Annotated in this window: 15 protein-coding genes and 1 other RNA gene; all 16 read right to left on the minus strand. The window is 70.2% G+C overall.

The genetic code is table 11. The annotated features are described in order from the left end of the window. Positions 1 to 3 precede the first annotated feature (3 nt). The 16 genes from ftsA to rnpB all read right to left on the minus strand — a co-directional run bounded on the left by ftsA (position 4) and on the right by rnpB (position 16,818). Complete coding sequence (gene ftsA, locus D107_RS0112950) at positions 4 to 1,239, minus strand: cell division protein FtsA (protein ID WP_018865657.1); 1,236 nt, start codon at positions 1,237 to 1,239, stop codon at positions 4 to 6. Positions 1,240 to 1,262: 23 nt separating this feature from the next. After that, positions 1,263 to 1,985, minus strand: a complete 723-nt coding sequence (locus tag D107_RS0112955) for a cell division protein FtsQ/DivIB (protein WP_026280317.1) — start codon at positions 1,983 to 1,985, stop codon at positions 1,263 to 1,265. A 65-nt stretch (positions 1,986 to 2,050) separates the two neighbouring features. Next, positions 2,051 to 2,989 carry a D-alanine--D-alanine ligase gene (locus tag D107_RS0112960; protein ID WP_018878171.1) on the minus strand — a complete coding sequence of 313 codons (939 nt, stop codon included), beginning with the start codon at positions 2,987 to 2,989 and terminating at the stop codon, positions 2,051 to 2,053. Then, on the minus strand, positions 2,986 to 3,948 hold the full coding sequence (gene murB / locus D107_RS0112965) for a UDP-N-acetylmuramate dehydrogenase (RefSeq protein ID WP_018882413.1): 963 nt from the start codon (positions 3,946 to 3,948) through the stop codon (positions 2,986 to 2,988). Before murB ends, D107_RS0112960 begins: the two co-directional genes overlap by 4 nt. Then, a complete protein-coding gene (gene murC, locus D107_RS0112970) occupies positions 3,945 to 5,375 on the minus strand; it encodes a UDP-N-acetylmuramate--L-alanine ligase (RefSeq protein ID WP_018876475.1) in 1,431 nt (476 codons plus the stop codon). Before murC ends, murB begins: the two co-directional genes overlap by 4 nt. Then, positions 5,372 to 6,466: an undecaprenyldiphospho-muramoylpentapeptide beta-N-acetylglucosaminyltransferase gene (gene murG / locus D107_RS0112975; protein WP_018879983.1), complete on the minus strand. Its 1,095-nt coding sequence runs from the start codon at positions 6,464 to 6,466 to the stop codon at positions 5,372 to 5,374. Before murG ends, murC begins: the two co-directional genes overlap by 4 nt. Beyond that, on the minus strand, positions 6,463 to 7,668 hold the full coding sequence (gene ftsW, locus D107_RS0112980; protein ID WP_019583714.1) for a putative lipid II flippase FtsW: 1,206 nt from the start codon (positions 7,666 to 7,668) through the stop codon (positions 6,463 to 6,465). The genes murG and ftsW overlap by 4 nt, the downstream gene beginning before the upstream one ends. Continuing rightward, a complete protein-coding gene (murD, locus tag D107_RS0112985; RefSeq protein WP_018881642.1) occupies positions 7,665 to 9,008 on the minus strand; it encodes a UDP-N-acetylmuramoyl-L-alanine--D-glutamate ligase in 1,344 nt (447 codons plus the stop codon). Before murD ends, ftsW begins: the two co-directional genes overlap by 4 nt. Positions 9,009 to 9,012: 4 nt before the next feature. Continuing rightward, positions 9,013 to 10,095: a phospho-N-acetylmuramoyl-pentapeptide-transferase gene (gene mraY, locus D107_RS0112990; protein ID WP_018881643.1), complete on the minus strand. Its 1,083-nt coding sequence runs from the start codon at positions 10,093 to 10,095 to the stop codon at positions 9,013 to 9,015. Continuing rightward, positions 10,076 to 11,446 (minus strand): UDP-N-acetylmuramoyl-tripeptide--D-alanyl-D-alanine ligase, encoded by a 1,371-nt coding sequence (gene murF / locus D107_RS0112995; protein ID WP_018878165.1) that lies wholly within the window; start codon positions 11,444 to 11,446, stop codon positions 10,076 to 10,078. Before murF ends, mraY begins: the two co-directional genes overlap by 20 nt. Next, positions 11,443 to 12,984, minus strand: a complete 1,542-nt coding sequence (locus D107_RS0113000) for a UDP-N-acetylmuramoyl-L-alanyl-D-glutamate--2,6-diaminopimelate ligase (protein WP_018881644.1) — start codon at positions 12,982 to 12,984, stop codon at positions 11,443 to 11,445. Before D107_RS0113000 ends, murF begins: the two co-directional genes overlap by 4 nt. Continuing rightward, positions 12,981 to 14,696 carry a penicillin-binding protein 2 gene (locus D107_RS0113005; RefSeq protein WP_018879986.1) on the minus strand — a complete coding sequence of 572 codons (1,716 nt, stop codon included), beginning with the start codon at positions 14,694 to 14,696 and terminating at the stop codon, positions 12,981 to 12,983. Before D107_RS0113005 ends, D107_RS0113000 begins: the two co-directional genes overlap by 4 nt. Further along, on the minus strand, positions 14,684 to 14,968 hold the full coding sequence (gene ftsL, locus D107_RS0113010) for a cell division protein FtsL (RefSeq protein WP_018881645.1): 285 nt from the start codon (positions 14,966 to 14,968) through the stop codon (positions 14,684 to 14,686). The genes D107_RS0113005 and ftsL overlap by 13 nt, the downstream gene beginning before the upstream one ends. Continuing rightward, positions 14,968 to 15,894 carry a 16S rRNA (cytosine(1402)-N(4))-methyltransferase RsmH gene (gene rsmH / locus D107_RS0113015; RefSeq protein ID WP_018881646.1) on the minus strand — a complete coding sequence of 309 codons (927 nt, stop codon included), beginning with the start codon at positions 15,892 to 15,894 and terminating at the stop codon, positions 14,968 to 14,970. Before rsmH ends, ftsL begins: the two co-directional genes overlap by 1 nt. 5 nt (positions 15,895 to 15,899) lie before the next feature. Then, positions 15,900 to 16,340 carry a division/cell wall cluster transcriptional repressor MraZ gene (gene mraZ / locus D107_RS0113020; protein ID WP_017942776.1) on the minus strand — a complete coding sequence of 147 codons (441 nt, stop codon included), beginning with the start codon at positions 16,338 to 16,340 and terminating at the stop codon, positions 15,900 to 15,902. Positions 16,341 to 16,627: 287 nt separating this feature from the next. Further along, an RNA gene (rnpB, locus tag D107_RS13410) (RNase P RNA component class A) lies at positions 16,628 to 16,818 on the minus strand. Between the last annotated feature and the right edge of the window lie 101 nt (positions 16,819 to 16,919).

A 16,919-nucleotide genomic window follows, 5' to 3' on the forward strand; every position in this document is an offset into this window, starting at 1 on the left:
TCATCAGAACTGCCCGGAAAACCAGCGCTTCATGCGCGCCCATACGCCCTGGAACCCGCTGCTCACGGGCCGGGCCTCCTGCTCCGCACGCGACTCGCGGGCGTAGAGCAGCAGCCCCACTCCCGTCGCGTGGATCGGATTCTTCACCACATCCAGGAGCCCGGTGACGCGTTGCGGCACCCCCAGGCGTACGGGCATGTGGAAGACCTCTTCGGCGAGGTCCACCACACCTTCCATTCGAGACGATCCGCCGGTCAGTACGACCCCGGCGGCGATCATTTCCTCGGTTCCGCTGCGGCGCAGCTCCGCCTGCACCAGCTGCAGCAGTTCCTCGTAGCGCGGCTCGACCACGGAGGCGAGCGTCTGACGCGACAGCCGACGCGCGGCCCGATCGCCCACCCCGGGCACCTCGATGCTCTCGCCCGGGTCGGCCAGCGAGCGCAGCGCGCAGGCGTACTTGATCTTGAGTTCGTCGGCGTACTGGGTCGGCGTGCGCAGGGCGACCGCGATGTCGTTGGTCACCTGATCCCCGGCAATCGGGATCACCGCGGTGTGCATGATCGCGCCATGGGCGAACACCGCGATGTCGGTGGTGCCACCGCCGATGTCCACCAGGCAGACACCCAGGTCCTTCTCGTCCTCGCTGAGCACCGAATAGCTGGAGGCGAGCTGTTCCAGGATGATGTCGTCCACCCGCAGCCCGCAGCGCTCCACGCACTTGACGATGTTCTGCGCCGCGGACACCGCGCCGGTGACCAGGTGCACCTTGGCCTCCAGCCGCACCCCGGACATCCCGATCGGCTCGCGGATGCCCTCCTGCTCGTCGATGATGTATTCCTGCGGCAGCACATGGAGGATGCGCTGGTCGGCCGGGATCGCGATCGCGCGCGCGGCGTCGATCACCCGGTCGACGTCACCCGCGACCACCTCGCCGTCCTTGATCGCCACCACGCCGGTGGAGTTGTAGCTCTTGATGTGGGAGCCGGCGATCCCGGTGTAGACCGAATGGATCTCGCAGCCGGCCATCAGCTCGGCCTCCTCCACCGCGCGCTGGATCGACTGGACGGTGGACTCGATGTTCACCACCACGCCCTTCTTCAGCCCGCGCGAAGGGGAGGAGCCGATCCCGATGATCTCGATCTCGCCTTCCTCGGTCAGCTCCCCGACCACCGCCTCGATCTTCGAGGTCCCGACGTCCAGGCCGACGATCAGACCGGGTTCCGACTTCTTTGCCATCATCTTTCTGCGTCCTGTCGTTCGTGTCATCGGGCGTCTCCCGCACCGTCATCCGCCGCATCCGCCCAGGCCACCGCGAGCCCGTGCGGATAGCGCAGGTCGATCCGTTCCACCGGGGCATCGCGATAGTCGCGAATCGCCGGCACCGCGCGGACCAGCTGACCCAGGCGGCTCAGATCGGCATCCCGCCCCATCAGCACGCGCACGCCGTCCGCCAGGTGGATGCTCCAGTCATGGCGCGCCCCTTCCTGCAGCCCGGTGACCTCCAGCCCGGCATCGGCCAGGCGCGCGGAGACCTCCAGGTAGCGATGCATCAGCACCACCTGCCGCCCATCCGTCCCTGCGAGGGCCGGCAGCCCCTCCCAGTCATCCAGCGCCACCGGCCCGAACAGCCGGCCGTGGCGGTCGACCAGGTGGTCGTCGCCCCATTGCGCCACCGGCACCGGCTCGCGGATCTCGACCACCAGCGTGTCCGGCCACTGGCGGCGCAGGCGCACCGTGTCCACCCAGGGCTGGGCCTCCAGCGCCGTGCGCAGGCGCTCCAGCTCGACCCCGACAAAGCCCGATGCATGGGCGCGGGCCAGCTCCTGCACGGCCGCGACATCCGCGTGCTGCGGGTTGCCGGTCACCTCGATGCGCTCGATCGGCAGCCAGGCATCCGGGTCGAACTGCAGCCAGGCCAGCGCGCCCAGCACCAGCATCCCGGCAAGGCCCATGCCGGCCATCAGGCGCAGCCCCGGGCCGGCCAGGCGGCGCAAGGGCGACGGCCCCTGCGACTGCGGCCGGCGCGCGGGTCGGGTTGTACGCCGTGCGTTCAACGCAGCCCTCCACACTCGAAACTGGAATCGAGGATGCGCAGGCACAGCTCGTCGAAGTCGATCCCGGCCTGCGCGGCCGCCTTGGGCACCAGCGAGTGATCGGTCATGCCCGGGATGGTGTTCACCTCGATCAGGAAGTTCTCGCCGTGCTCGTCCTGCAGGATGTCCACCCGGCCCCAGCCGCAGCCCTCCAGCGTCGCGAAGGCCGCGATCGCCAGGGACTGCAGCTCCAGAAGCGCGCTCGAATCCAGCGGGGGCGGGCAGACGTAGCCGGTATCATCGGCCTCGTACTTGGCGTGGTAGTCGTAGAACCCACCCGGGGTACGGATCTCCACCACGGGCAGCGGCTCGTTGCCGAGGATCGCGACGGTGTACTCGCGCCCGCGGATCCACTGCTCGGCGAACACCTGGCCCGGCTGCAGCCGGGCCGCCTCGAACGCCGCCGGCAGATCCGCGACGCGATCGACCCGCGTGATGCCGAGGCTGGAGCCCCCGCGGGCCGGCTTCACGATCAGCGGCAGGCCCAGGGCCTCGGCGACCGCCTCCGGATCGAAACCGGGTGTCAGCAGGCGGTAGGGCGCGCTGGGCAGATTGCTGCCCGCCCACAGCCGCTTGCAGGCCAGCTTGTCCATGCCCAGCGCGGAGCCAAGCACGCCGGTCCCGGTGTATGGCACACCCGCCATGTCGAGGCAGCCCTGCAACGTGCCGTCCTCGCCACATTCGCCGTGGAGCACGATAAACACCCGGTTGAAGCCCTCCAGCGCCAGGCAGCGGGCACTCTCGCGGGTCAGGTCCAGCGGGTGGGCATCCACGCCCTGGCGCTGCAGGGCCGCCAGCACGGCCTGGCCACTCTGGAGCGAGATGTCGCGCTCGCCGGACCAGCCACCCATCAGGACCGCGACCCGGCCGTAGTCTTGTGCGCTTCGCTTGCTCATGCCGTTCCCTCGCTTGTCTCGTTCGCACCCGCGGCGCGTCCCAGCACCCGGACCTCCGGCTCCAGGTGCACCCCGAAGCGCCGCTCCACTTCGTCCTGGGCATGGCGCAACAGCCATTCGATATCGGCGGCGCGGGCCGTCCCGTCGTGGGTGATGAAATTGGCGTGCTTGGGCGAGATCTCCGCCGCGCCGCGGCGCAGGCCCTTCAACCCGGCCGCCTCCACCAGACGCGCCGCGTGATCCCCCTCCGGATTACGGAAGACCGAACCGCAGGACGGCAGACCCAGCGGCTGCTTCGCCGAGCGCTCGCGCAGGAGTTCGCGGATGCGTCGGGTTCCGGCTTCGGGGTCGCCCGGGGCCAGCCGCAGCACGCAGCCGGTGAACCATTCGTCTTCCGGGCCCCGGACACTGCGGTAGCCGATGGAGTAATCCGCTGGCGTGCGGGTATGCAGTTCACCGCGCACATCCACCGTGGCCACCGATTCCACCAGCGGCCAGATCTCGCCGCCCCAGGCGCCCGCATTCATGTACAGCGCGCCCCCCACCGTGCCCGGGATGCCGGCCAGGAACTCGGCCCCGACCAGCCCCTCGCGGGCCCCGAAGCGCGCGGCCTGGGCACAGGCCAGCCCGGCGCCCAGCAGGAGACGATCACCGTCCAGACGCCGGCGCTCGTTGAGGACACCCGACAGGTGCACCACCAGCCCCTCGACACCCCCGTCGCGGATCAGCACGTTGCTGCCAAGCCCGAGGAAGGTCACCGGCATCTGCGGGGCGTGGGTCGCGTGGTCGCGCAACGCGGCCACCAGATCGTCGAGGTCGACCGGCTGGAACAGCCAGTCGGCCGGCCCGCCGACCCGCCACGACGTGAGCCCGGCCAGCGGCACCCGGGCCTGCAGCCGCCCGCGCGGCTCCCCGGCGAACGGCGTCGCCATCGGCTCGATCTCGCGCGCCGCCATCATGTGCCCCCCTCGCCGGACGCGCTCAGCTGTTCGGGGAGCAGACCGGCCAGGCGGCCAATGTCGCCGGCGCCCTGGGCAATGACCACGTCATCCGCGCGCAGCATGCGCCCAAGGACGTCGACGACGTCGTCGGCCCGCTCGACAAACACCGGTTCGACCTGACCGCGCAAGCGGATGGCCCGCGCCAGGCTGCGGCCGTCGGCACTGGGGATCGGCTCCTCGCCGGCGGCATACACTTCCAGCAGGATCAGCACATCGGTCTCCGACAGCGCCTCGACAAAGTCCTCGAACAGGTCACGCGTGCGGGTATAGCGATGCGGCTGGAAGATCGTGATGCGCCGCCGATCCGGCCAGGCATCGCGCGCGGCGGCCTGAGTCGCGGCGATCTCCCGCGGGTGATGGCCGTAGTCGTCGACCAGGGTCACCGGGCCGCTGGGGGCCTGCCAGGACTGGACCTGGAAGCGCCGGCCGATGCCCTGGAAACGCTCCAGCGCGGCCTGGATCGCGGTCGGCGCCACCTCCAGCTCGTGCGCGACCGCCGCCGCGGCCAGGGCGTTCAGCACGTTGTGGCGGCCGGGCAGGTTGAGGGTCACGGGGAATGCGGCCTGCCCCGGCAGGGCCAGATCGAAGTACATGCGCACGCCTTCCTGGCGCACATTCAGGGCGCGCACGTCGGCCGGCTGCTCGATGCCGTAGGTCAGGCGCGGGCGCTCCAGTTCCGGATACAGGTCGCGCACCTGCGGGTCGTCCGCGCACAGCACGGCGATGCCGTAGAACGGCAGGTGATGCAGGAACTCGAGGAAGGTGGCGCGCAGCTTGCCGAAGTCGTTGCCATAGGTCCCCAGGTGATCGGCATCGATGTTGGTCACGATGCTGATCATTGGCTGCAGATGGAGGAACGAGGCATCGCTCTCGTCGGCCTCGGCCACGAGGTAGTCACCGGCCCCGAGGTTGGAGTGACTGGCCGTGCTGTTCAGGCGCCCGCCGATCACAAAGGTCGGATCCATGCCCGCCTCCGCCAGGACACTGGCGACCAGGCTGGTGGTGGTCGTCTTGCCGTGGGTGCCGGCCACCGCGATGCCGTAGCGAAAACGCATCAGTTCGGCGAGCATTTCGGCGCGGCGCACAATCGGGATACCCCGACGACGGGCCTCCTGGACCTCTGGGTTGGACGGGTTGATCGCGCTGGAAACCACCAGCACGTCCGCGTCCGCCACATTCGCCTCGGTATGGGCCGCCACCACCGGGATGTCCATCGCCTTCAGGCGCTCGACCATCGCCGACTGCCCCAGGTCGGAACCGGAGACCCGGTAACCCAGCTGGTGCAGGACCTCGGCGATCCCGCTCATGCCGGAACCCCCGATCCCGACGCAGTGGATACGGCGAATGCGGCGCATTGCGTGACGCGGCAGGCGCGTGGCGTTCATGACGATCCCTCCGGGCGGGCACCCGCCATCTCCATGCAGGCGTCGGCCAGGCGCTGCACCGTGTCCGGGCAGGCCTGCTCGCGCGCCAGGACCGCGCGGGCCCGCAGGGCCTCGCGATCCAGCGGCCCGACCCGGTCAAAGATGGCCTGGGCCGTCAGTTCGGCATCCGCGATCATCCAGGCCGCGCCCGCGCGCACCAGGGCCTCGGCGTTCGCGGTCTGGTGGTCATCCACCGCATGTGGATAGGGGACGAAGATCGCCGGCACCCCGGCGGCGGCCACCTCGGCCACGGTCAGGGCCCCGGCGCGACAGATCACCAGGTCCGCCCAGGCGTAAGCGGCGGCCATGTCCTCGATAAAGGCGGAGATCTCGGCCGCCAGCCCGGCTTCGGCGTAGGCGGACCGGGCCTCCTCCAGGGTGCGTTCGCCGGCCTGGTGGCGGATGTTCAGGGGCTGTTGCGCCGCCACCATCGCCAGGCCCGCGGGCAGGGTCCGATTAAGGGAGCGGGCACCCAGGCTGCCCCCCAGGACCAGGATGTTCAGCGGGCCTTCGCGCTCGTCGAAGCGGACCTCCGGGACGGGCAGGCCGGCGATCTGCGCGCGCACCGGGTTGCCCACGACCGTGACCGCCACCCGTTCGGGAAAACTGTGCTCGAAGCCGGAGTACACCCGGTCGGCGACCTTCGCCAGCCAGCGGTTGGTCAGGCCGGCCACCGCGTTCTGTTCGTGGATCGCCAGGGGGCGCCCCAGCGCGGCCGCCATCAGGCCGCCGGGCCCGGCCGCGAAGCCGCCGAAACCGATCACGGCGTCCGGGCGCAGGCGCGTCATCAGGCCCAGCGCCGCCCACAGCGACAGACCCAGCCGCCACGGCGCCAGCGCCAGTCCGATCACGCCCTTGCCGCGAATCCCGGCGATGGGGAGGGTTGTCAGTTCGATGCCGGACTCCGGTACCAGCCGCGCCTCCACGCCGCGGGTGGTACCCAGCCAGCGCACCTCGGCGCCGCGGGCACGCAGCTCCTCGGCCACCGCCAGCCCGGGGAACACGTGGCCTCCTGTGCCGCCAGCCATGATCAGGATGCGCGGGGCGTTCATGCCGCACCTCCCCGCCGGCGACGGGACGGCTGCGCCGCCCGGGGAGCGGGCACCTGGGCCTCGCGGTAGACGCGCATCACCAGGCCGATGGCCGCCAGCGAGACAATCAGCGAACTGCCGCCGTAACTGAGAAACGGCAGGGTCAGCCCCTTGGTCGGGAGCAGCCCCATGTTCACGGCGAGGTTCAGGAAGGCCTGCAGGCCCATCCAGATCGCCACACCGAACGCCAGATGGGAGGCGAAGGCATGGCCGGCGCGCTCGGCATACAGGCCGATACGGATGCAGCGCCAGACCAGCACCCCGAACAGCGCGATCAGGGCGATAACGCCGACGAAGCCGAACTCCTCGGCAAAGACCGCAAACAGGAAATCGTTGTGCGCCTCCGGCAGGTAGAACAGCTTCTGCACGCTGTTGCCCAGCCCGGCCCCGAACCAGCCGCCGGAGCCGATCGCGATCAGCGACTGGGTCAGCTGAAAGCCGGTGGCGAACGGGTCCTGCCAGGGGTCGAGGAAGGCCGTCAGGCGCGCCACGCGGTAGGGTGCCGCGACCGCCACCACCGCCATACCGGCGCCGATCGTGACCCCCAGCGCGGCGAACTGCCACAGCTTGGCACCGGCCAGGAACAGCATGCCCATGCCGATCGCCAGCATGATCGCCGCCCCCCCGAAGTCGGGCTGCAGCAGCATCAGGATGGTGCCCACCCCGAGCACGATCAGCGGACGGATGAAGCCGAGGAAATGCAGGCGCAGCGTCGAGTAGTGGCGCACGATGTAGCCGGCGAGGTACATCACCACCAGCAATTTCACCAGCTCCGCCACCTGGAGGTTGAACATGCCCAGCGGGATCCAGCGGGTCGCCCCGTTCACCGTGCGGCCCACCCCGGGGATCAGCACGGCGATCAGCAGCACCATCACCAGGATCAGCAACCAAGGCCCCGCGCGCTCCCAGCGCGCCAGCGGAACCGACCACAGGAAGGTCGCCACCGCCAGACCGATAGCGGCGAAGATCACCTGGCGCTGGAAGAAGTGCCAGGTATTGCCGAAATAGCGCTCGCCCAACCCCATGGAGGCCGAGGCGACCATCACCAGCCCGATCCCCAGCAGGGTCGCCGCGACCGCCAGCAGAGGCAGGTCCACGTGATCGCGCAGGCCGGCCACCAGGCCGCGATCCGGCAGTCCGAGGCGGCTACTCGAGACACTCATGCCGCGAGCCCCCGCACCGCGCGGGCGAAGTCGTCGCCGCGCGCCTGGTAATTCTCGTACATGTCCAGGCTGGCACAGCCCGGCGACAGCAGCACGGTATCCCCGGGCTCCGCCCAGGCGGCGGCCTGGGCGACCGCGGCGGCCATGTCGTCGACGCGCTGCACCGGCACCACTGATGCCAGGGCGCGGGCGATGGCCGGCGCGTCTTCGCCCAGCAGGACCACCCCGCGGACCTTGCCCGGGATGTAATCCGCCAGCGGGGCGAAGTCCTGGCCCTTGCCCTGCCCCCCGGCAATCAGCACCAGCGGCCCCGGCGTACCGCGCAGCGCGGCCAGGGTGGCGCCCACGTTGGTACCCTTGGAGTCGTTGATGTATGCGACCCCGTCGACCTCGGCAATCCACTGCGAGCGGTGCGGCAGCCCGGGGAACTCGGCCAGCGCCGCCAGTGCGCGGGCCCGGGGCGCGCCTGGCTCCAGCCACGGCCAGGCCAGCGCCAGCGCGGCCAGGGCGTTGGCCCAGTTGTGCTGCCCCCGCAGGCGCAGGCGACCCGTGGCGAGAAGGCCCTCGTCGCCATGCACCAGCTCGGGGCCATCCTCGGGTGCCGGACGCACGCCGAAGTCGACCGCACGCGGCGGGGCGTCGAGACCGAAGGAGATCACCTGCAGGTCCTGCGGCAGCGCAATCTCGCGCAGCCAGGTGTCCTCGCGATTCAGCACGCCACGCTGGGCGCGATCCAGGATCCGGGCCTTGGCGCGTACATAGGCGTCCAGATCGGCGTAGCGGTCCAGGTGGTCGGGGGAGATATTCAGGATGGCGGCGGCGGCCGGCGCCAATGTGTGGCTGCGCTCCAGCTGGAAGCTGGACAGCTCCAGCACGTACAGATCGGGCGCCGATTCCAGCAGGTCCAGCGCCGGGGTCCCGAAGTTGCCGCCGACCGCGACACGGTAGCCAGCGGCCTGGAGCAGCTCGCCCACCAGGGCGGTCACGGTGCTCTTGCCGTTGGAGCCGGTGATCGCGATCACCGGGGCGGTCGCCTGCTCGGCGAACAGATCGATGTCCCCGATCAGGCGGGCACCGGCCGCCTGCGCCTGCTGCAGGACGGGGTGTTCCAGGGCGACACCGGGCGAGACCACGATTCGGGAGACCCCCGTGGCATCCAGATCGTCCAGCGGCCCCACCCAGGCGGCGTTCACCCAGTCCGCGCCCGTAGCCAGCGCGGCGGGGGCCGCCCGGGTATCGGTGAGCGCAAACGACTGGCCCTGCGCGCGCAGGAAGCGGGCCACCGACAGTCCGGTCGCCCCCAGGCCCACGATCAGGTTGTCGCCGCTGGCTCGCATCATGGGATCAGCGCACCTTCAGGGTCGCGAGACCGATCAGCACGAACACCACGGTCAGGATCCAGAAACGCACGATCACGCGCGGCTCCGGCCAGCCCTTGAGTTCGAAGTGGTGATGCAGCGGCGCCATGCGGAAGATGCGCCGCCCGGTGAGCTTGAACGAGGCGACCTGCAGCATCACCGACAGCGTCTCCAGCACGAAGATGCCGCCCATGATCAGCAGGACGATCTCCTGCCGGGTCAGGATCGCCAGCATGCCCAGGGCCGCGCCCAGCGCGAGGGCCCCGACATCGCCCATGAATACCTGGGCGGGGTAGGTGTTGAACCACAGGAACCCGAGCCCGGCGCCGACCAGCGCGGCGGTGAAGATCACGACCTCGCCCACCCCGGGCACCGCCGGGATGCCGAGGTAGTCGGCGAACACCGCATGACCCGCCGCGTAGGCAAACACGCCCAGGGCGCCGGCCACCAGCACCGCAGGCATGATCGCCAGGCCGTCCAGCCCGTCGGTGAGGTTCACCGCGTTCGAGGAACCGACCACGACCAGCCAGACCAGCGGGATGAACAACCAGCCCAGGCTGAACTGGATGTCCTTGAACACCGGCAGGTAGAACGTGGTCTCCACCGGGCCCTGCGCGGTGTACATGATCACGCCGGCCGCGATCAGGGCGAACAGGGTCTGCCACAGGATCTTGGCGCGCGCCGACAGCCCCTTGCTGTTGCCATAGCGCAGCTTCAGGTAGTCATCCCAGCCGCCGACCGCACCGAACGCGAGGGTCGTCAGCAGCACGAGCCAGACGAAGCGGTTGGTCAGGTCGCTCCAGAGCAGGGTGGCGATGGCCACCGCGACCAGAATCAGCGCGCCGCCCATGGTCGGGGTGCCGGCCTTGGTCAGGTGCGACTCGGGGCCGTCGTCACGGATCTGCTGGCCGACCTTGCCGACAGTGAGGCGGCGAATCATCGCCGGGCCGATCAGCAGCGCGATCGCCAGCGCCGTGACCACCCCGAGGATGGCGCGAACGGTCAGGTACTGAAAGACCGTGAACGCGGAATAGAACTGGCTCAGGTACTCAGTCAGCGCGTAGAGCATCCGCCACCTCCGGCGCTGCCGAGGCCAGATCCAGCCCCTCGATGATCCGTTCCATGTGCTGGCTGCGCGAGCCCTTCACCAGCACCGTCGTACCCTCGGCCAGGAGCGCCTCCAGGCGCGCCTGCAATGCGCCGTGATCGGCAAACCATTCGCCACCATCACCGAACGCCTCGGCACTGTCGCGCGCGGCGTCGCCCAGGGCGAGGCAGTGGTCGATGCCCATGGCCCGGGCCAGCCGGCCCGTTTCGCGATGCAGTTCGCGGGTCTCCGAGCCCAGCTCGCCCATCGCGCCCAGCACCAGGATGCGCCGGCCGGGCATGGCCGCCAGCACCTCCAGCCCGGCCCTCAGCGAGTCCGGGTTGGCGTTGTAGCTGTCGTCCCACAGGCGTGCGCCAGTGACATGCCACAGTTCCTGCAGGCGCCCGCGGACGGGCTTCCAGCGCGCCAGGCCCTCGACGATGCGGTCGATCCCGAGGCCCACCGCATTGGCCGCGGCGGCCGCAGCGACGGCGTTTGCCGCGAGATGGCGCCCGGGGCCGGCCAGGCGCAGGTCGCGCCCCGCGCCGAGGATCGCCAGCCGCAGCCGGTCCGGGGCCTGCCACATCCCCTCGACCTCGCCGCCGCCCTCCAGCGAGAAGCGCTGGCAGTGGTGGTGCTCGTTCAGGGACAGCCAGTAGTCGGCAAACGGGTCGTCCAGGTTGATCACGGCGGTACCGCCCTGGGCCGGCAGACCGGAGTAGATCTCGGCCTTGGCATGCGCCACGCCCTCGAGGCTCCCGAAGCCCTCCAGATGGGCGCGCCCGGCATTGGTGATCATGGCCACCTGTGGCTCGACCCAGCGCACCATGCGGCCGATCTCGCCGGCGTGGTTGGCGCCCAGTTCGATCACCGCGTAGTCCACGTCCTGCGGCATGGCCAGCAGCGTCAGCGGCGCGCCGATCTCGTTGTTCAGATTGCCCGCGGTGGCATGCACGGAGCCTGCGCCCTCGAGGATGCAGCGCAGCATCTCCTTGGTGGTGGTCTTGCCGTTCGAACCGGTCAGGGCGATCACCCGCGCCCGGCTCTGGCGGCGCCAGTGGCGGCCGAGCCGACCCAGCGCCTCGCGCGTATCGGAGACAATGACCTGCGGCTGCGGGACATCCAGGGCCCGCTCGACCAGCAGCACCGGCGCCGGCAGATCGGCGGACACCTGCGTGTGGGCATCGAAGTTGGGCCCCTTCAGCGCGATAAACAGCGCCCCGGGGCGAGGCTCGCGGGTGTCGGTGAACACACCCTCGAAGGCCACGTCGCCCGCCCCCTGCAGGCGTCCCTTCACGGCCTCGGCCAGTTCCTGGCTGGTCATGCGAATCATTCTCCCTCCTCCCTGGTCGCGCGCTGCGGGTCGCGCGTGTCCTGCGGATGCCGACGCCCCACGGCCCGCACCTGCTCGCGGTCGCTGAACGGATACCGTTGCCCGCGAATCTCCTGAGTGGTCTCGTGGCCCTTGCCGGCCACCAGCACCACATCGCCCGCGCCGGCCTCCGCCAGGGCACTGGCGATCGCGGTGGCGCGGTCACCAATCTCGTGGCATTCGGCGGCCGCGGCACAGCCGGCAAGAATCTCGGCTCGGATCTCGGCCGGGTCCTCGCCGCGCGGGTTGTCGTCGGTCACGAAGACCACGTCCGCACGCTCGCAGGCCACCCGTCCCATCGCCGGACGCTTGCCGCGGTCGCGCTCGCCACCGCACCCGAAGACCACGCTCAGGCGTCCCTCGGTGTGAGGCCGCAGGGCGCGCAAGGCGGCGTCCAGCGCCTCGGCGGTGTGGGCATAGTCGACCACCGCCAGGGCCCCGTTGGGCAGCGGGAAGCGCTCCATGCGCCCGGGCACGCCGGGCAGCCGCGCGAGGGCGGCGATGGCCTGTTCACGCTCCAGGCCCAGCGCCTGCAGCGTGGCAAGGGTCGCGAGCAGGTTGCCCACCTGGAACAGGCCGAACAGCGTGGACTGGACCGTGCGGGTCTGGTCCTCGGCCTCGAGCGTGAAGCACAGCCCGTCCGGCGTGGCCGCCACGTCGCGGGCGCGCAGGTCGGCCGGCGCCCCGGTCGCGCTGTAGGTCAGGGCGCGAACACCCGGCGGCAGTCCCCCGGCGATCCGGCGCCCGAAGGCGTCGTCGATATTCAGCACCGCCGTCTGCAGGCCGGGCCAGGCAAACAGGCGGGCCTTGGCCTCGGCATACGCCTCCTGACTGCCGTGGAAATCGAGGTGGTCGGAACTCAGGCAGGTCAGCACGCCGACCGTGATCGGGGCCCCGGCAAGGCGCCCCTGTGCCAGACCGTGCGAGGAGGCCTCCAGCGCCACGGCCTGGCAGCCGGACCCCGCCAGATCCGCCAGATGACGATGCAGATCGAGCAACCCGGGCGTGGTGTGCCCGGTCGCCTCCAGCTGCCCGGGACGCCCAACGCCGAGGGTGCCGATCAGGCCGGTGGGCCGGCCCAGGGCCTCCAGGGCGAGCGCGATCAGGTGGGTCACCGTGGTCTTGCCATCGGTGCCGGTCACCGCCACCAGGGGGGCCGCCTCCGGCCACGCCCCGAACAGGGCGCGCGCCATCTGCGGTAGCCGGTCGCGCAGACCCGGCACATGGATCAGCGGGACCTCCACGGCGGATTCCGGGGGCTCGCCCTCGTCCCAGAGGATGACCCGGGCGCCACGGCCAGCCGCATCGGCGGCGTGCGCCAGACCGTGCCCGTGGGTGCCGGCCAGGGCCACAAAGACCGCGCCGGGGCCGACCTTGCGGCTGTCCTGGACCAGGTCGGCGACCGGCAGGGCCGCCTGGTCGGGGCGCAGGGACCCGGCGGGCAGCAGATCGCCCAGCACGGGTGCAGCCTCGCCTCGGGTATCGCGGGCGGCCATCATGTGGCCCCCTCGTGTTCCGCCGCCACCCGCATCGGGATTTCCGGCATCGCGTCCGGACGCACATTAAACATGCGCAGGGCCGAGCCCACCACCTGCCGGAACACGGGGGCCGCGACGGCGCCGCCGTAGTAGACCCCGGCATCGGGTTCGTCGATGACCACGGCCATCACGAAACGCGGATCGGAGGCCGGGGCCAGTCCGACAAAACTGGAGAAATAGCGGTCCTCGGTATAGCCACCCGGCCCGCTCTTGCGGCTGGTGCCGGTCTTGCCGGCCACCCGGTAGCCATCGATCGCCGCCTGGCGGGCCGTGCCCTCGGTGCCGATCACGTGCTCCATCATCGCCAGTACCTGGCGGGCGGTGCGCGGGGACATCACCCGCGCCGGTTCGCGCAGATCGTCGGCGGTGCGCACCAGCCGGACCGGCACGCGCTCGCCGTCGTTGGCGAAGGCGGTGTAGGCGGCCGCCATCTGCAGCGGCGACAGCGATAGGCCGTAGCCATAGCCGAGCGTGGCCTGCTCGACCTCGCGCCAGGTGGTGAAGTCCCGCAGGCGCCCGCGGGCCTCGCCGGGGAAATGGGTGCCCGGCGCCTGCCCGAACCCGGCCTGGTGGAGGGTCTGCCAGAAGCGATCCGCCGGGGTTTCCAGCGCCAGCTGCGTGGCCCCGACGTTGCTGGAACGGGCAATCAGGGTGGTCAGGTCGATGGTCCCGTAATCGCGCAGGTCACGAACGGTCAGGCGCCCGACACGCATGGTACCGGGGCCGGTCTCCAGGGTGGCGTTGGCATCCACCACCCCGGCATCCAGGGCCGCCGCGACGGTGAAGGGCTTCATCACCGAGCCCGGCTCCATGGTATCGGTGATGGCGCGGTTGCGAGCGCGGTCGGAGCGGATGGCACCACGGTTATTCGGATTGAATCCGGGCTGGTTGACCAGCGCGAGCACCTCGCCGCTGCGGGCGTCCAGCATCACCGCGGAGCCGCCCCGCGCGTTGTGTTCGGCGACCGCGGCCTTCAGCTCGCGGTAGGCCAGGTACTGCAGGCGCTGATCCAGGGTCAGCGCCAGCGTATTGCCGTCCCGCGCGGGGCGAATGCTGGCGACGTCGCGGATGGTGCGGCCGTGGCGATCGCGCAGCACGCGCTTGGCTCCCGGCTGGCCCGAGAGCCACTGATCGAAGGCCAGCTCGACCCCCTCCTGGCCCTGATCGTCGATGTTGGTGTAGCCGAGTACGTGCGACGTCGCCTCGCCGTGCGGATAGTAGCGACGGAACTCGCGGGTCAGCCCCACCCCCTGCATGCGCAGCGCGGCCACGCGTTCGGCCTGTTCCGGCAGCATGTGGCGGCGCAGATAGACGAACTCGCGCGAGGACCGGCTCTCGATCCGCTCCGCCAGCCACGCAGGCTCCACCTCCAGCGCCGCCGCCAGATCCGACCAGCGATCGCGCTGTTCCATCAGGTCCTGCGGATTGGCCCAGGCGGTCTGCACCGGGGCCGAGATCGCCAGCGGTTCGCCATGGCGGTCGGTGATCATGCCGCGATGGGCGGACTCGGTCAGGGTGCGCACCTGGCGCTGTTCGCCCTGCGAGGTCAGGAAGTCGCGCTCCAGCACCTGCAGGTCGACTGCGCGCAACAGCAGCGCGATGCCCGCCAGCGCGAACACGCCGATCACGACCTTCAGGCGACCGCCGCTGATCTGCCGCTTCAGCGCGCCCACGCATCCCCCCCGATCACCACGATGCGGTCGGAATCCGGCTGGATCATGTCCAGCTGCCGGCGCGCCTGTTCCTCGACCCGGCCCTGGGTCGCCCAGGTCGACTGCTCGATCTGCAACTGCGTCCATTCCAGATTCAGGACATCGCGCTGGGCGAGCGCCTGCTGCTGGTCGACGAAGGCCTGGCGGGCCTCGTGCTTCGCCGCGACGACCCCGATCGCCGAGGCAAACACGCCGGTCGCCAGCGCCACCGCCAGGAGGCCGCGCGCGACCATCAGAGTCGCTCCCCGACACGCAGCACGGCCGAGCGCGAGCGCGGATTGATGCGCTGTTCCTCGCGATCGGCGTGGACCGGCTTGCCGACCGGCCGCAGCTTGCGCTCCGGCTCCTCCGGCATCACCGGCAGGCCCTTCGGCAGCCGCACGTCGGACACCGGCTTGCGCAGGGCCTGCTTCACCATGCGGTCTTCCAGAGAATGGAAGCTGATGACGACCAGCCGCGCGCCGGGCATCAGGACGTCCGGGATCGTGGCCAGCCACTGCTCCAGTTCGGCCAGCTCCCGGTTCACGAAGATGCGCAGGGCCTGGAAGGTACGGGTCGCCGGGTGCTTGCCCGGCTCGCGCTTCGGCACGGCCCGGCGCACGATCTCGGCCAGCGCGGCGGTACGGGTAATCGGCGCCTCGGCGCGCGCGGCCACGATGGCGCGGGCGATGCGCCGCGAGTGGCGCTCCTCGCCATAGTGGTAGATCACATCGGCGATCTCGCCCTCGTCGGCGCGCGCCAGCCAGTCCGCGGCGCTCTCGCCGCTGGCGGGGTCCATGCGCATATCCAGCGGACCATCATGCTGAAAGCTGAAGCCGCGCTCGGGTGTATCGAGCTGCGGCGAGGACACGCCCAGATCCAGGAACACCCCGTCCGGGCCGCGCTCGGGGAAACGCCGGCGCAACGTGTCCGCCATGGTCGAGAACGGCCCGGCCTCGAAGGCGAAGCGAGGGTCGTCGGCCAGCGCCTCCGCGGACGCCGCGGCTTCCGGATCGCGGTCCATGGCCAGCAGCCGGCCCTCCGGCCCCAGCCGCTCCAGGATGGCCCGGCTATGGCCACCGCGGCCGAAGGTGCCATCGACATAGAAGCCGTCAGCTCGCACGGCCAGGCCCTCCAGCACCGCGTCGCGCAGCACCGGAACATGGGAGACGGATTCCATGCCCGTCACAACGCGATGGACTCGAGCGCTTCGTCATCCACGTCACCCCCCAGCACCTGGGCGCAGGTCTCCTCCCAGGTGGCCTCGTCCCAGATCTCGAACTTCTTGCCCTGCCCCAGCAGCACGACCCGCTTTTCCAGGCCGGCGTACTGACGCAGGGGAGTGGGCAGCAGCAACCGGCCGCTGCCATCCAGCTCGCATTCGGTGGCGTGACCCACCAGCAGGCGCTGCAGGTTGCGCACCTTGGGATTCATGTTGGGGCGGGACATCAGGTTCTGCTCGATGCGCTCCCATTCCGGAAACGGGTAGAGGAGGAGGCAACGGGAGGGATCAACGGTAATCACCAGCTGGCTGTTGCAGCTCGCAGCGAGGTCGTCGCGATACCGCGCCGGCATGGCCAGGCGGCCCTTCGCATCCAGATTGAGCTGGCTGACGCCTCGAAACATGGCTGGTAGCGGTGGTTACCCACCTTTCCCCACTTTGACCCACTTTTCGACACTATAGGTACGGGCATCCTCCAGAGTCAAGAAAATCGACCCCGAAAAACAAAAAATAAGCGTTGAATCACAGAGACTTAGCGCGACCGACGCGAGGGCGCCGAAAGAGCTGGAAGAAGGGTATTAAAAGCCTTGCGTTGAGGCCCAAACTTCATGCATCACTTTACAAGTTTGCCGCGGACACAGCGGGACCGGCCCGAACCGGCACGGCGGCGGGAGACTCGCAGGTGGGAAAAAGTGGGAGCCGGCCATAAGCCGGGTTCTGTCGTGGACAGTCATTCATCTGGGACGTCCGTCACCGGACGCCTCGTGCAGCCTACCCGGGTGCGATGCGGGCCACACCATGCACCCCTATTTGGCCTTGCTCCGGACTTTCCTCCAGATGCCACCAAGGATGAATCCCTCGACAGATATCTCCACGTACTCCTCTGGATCAGAGCTACGGACGTGGCTGAGAGGCCCTGTGTGTACCAAAGTTTGTACCACTCTATGTACCAGCACAAGGCACACAGCGAGGGGCAGCAAGAG

The organism is Thioalkalivibrio sp. ALE30 (genome assembly GCF_000377465.1).
Taxonomy (GTDB): Bacteria; Pseudomonadota; Gammaproteobacteria; order Ectothiorhodospirales; family Ectothiorhodospiraceae; genus Thioalkalivibrio.

Coding starts and splice junctions, on each gene's coding strand:
- ftsA (WP_018865657.1), bottom strand. CDS start 1,239: ATGATGGCAAAGAAGTCGGAACCCGGTCTGATCGTCGGCCTGGACGTC.
- D107_RS0112960 (WP_018878171.1), bottom strand. CDS start 2,989: ATGAGCAAGCGAAGCGCACAAGACTACGGCCGGGTCGCGGTCCTGATG.
- murB (WP_018882413.1), bottom strand. CDS start 3,948: ATGATGGCGGCGCGCGAGATCGAGCCGATGGCGACGCCGTTCGCCGGG.
- murC (WP_018876475.1), bottom strand. CDS start 5,375: ATGAACGCCACGCGCCTGCCGCGTCACGCAATGCGCCGCATTCGCCGT.
- murG (WP_018879983.1), bottom strand. CDS start 6,466: ATGAACGCCCCGCGCATCCTGATCATGGCTGGCGGCACAGGAGGCCAC.
- ftsW (WP_019583714.1), bottom strand. CDS start 7,668: ATGAGTGTCTCGAGTAGCCGCCTCGGACTGCCGGATCGCGGCCTGGTG.
- murD (WP_018881642.1), bottom strand. CDS start 9,008: ATGATGCGAGCCAGCGGCGACAACCTGATCGTGGGCCTGGGGGCGACC.
- mraY (WP_018881643.1), bottom strand. CDS start 10,095: ATGCTCTACGCGCTGACTGAGTACCTGAGCCAGTTCTATTCCGCGTTC.
- murF (WP_018878165.1), bottom strand. CDS start 11,446: ATGATTCGCATGACCAGCCAGGAACTGGCCGAGGCCGTGAAGGGACGC.
- D107_RS0113000 (WP_018881644.1), bottom strand. CDS start 12,984: ATGATGGCCGCCCGCGATACCCGAGGCGAGGCTGCACCCGTGCTGGGC.
- ftsL (WP_018881645.1), bottom strand. CDS start 14,968: ATGGTCGCGCGCGGCCTCCTGGCGGTGGCGCTGGCGACCGGCGTGTTT.
- rsmH (WP_018881646.1), bottom strand. CDS start 15,894: ATGGAATCCGTCTCCCATGTTCCGGTGCTGCGCGACGCGGTGCTGGAG.
- mraZ (WP_017942776.1), bottom strand. CDS start 16,340: ATGTTTCGAGGCGTCAGCCAGCTCAATCTGGATGCGAAGGGCCGCCTG.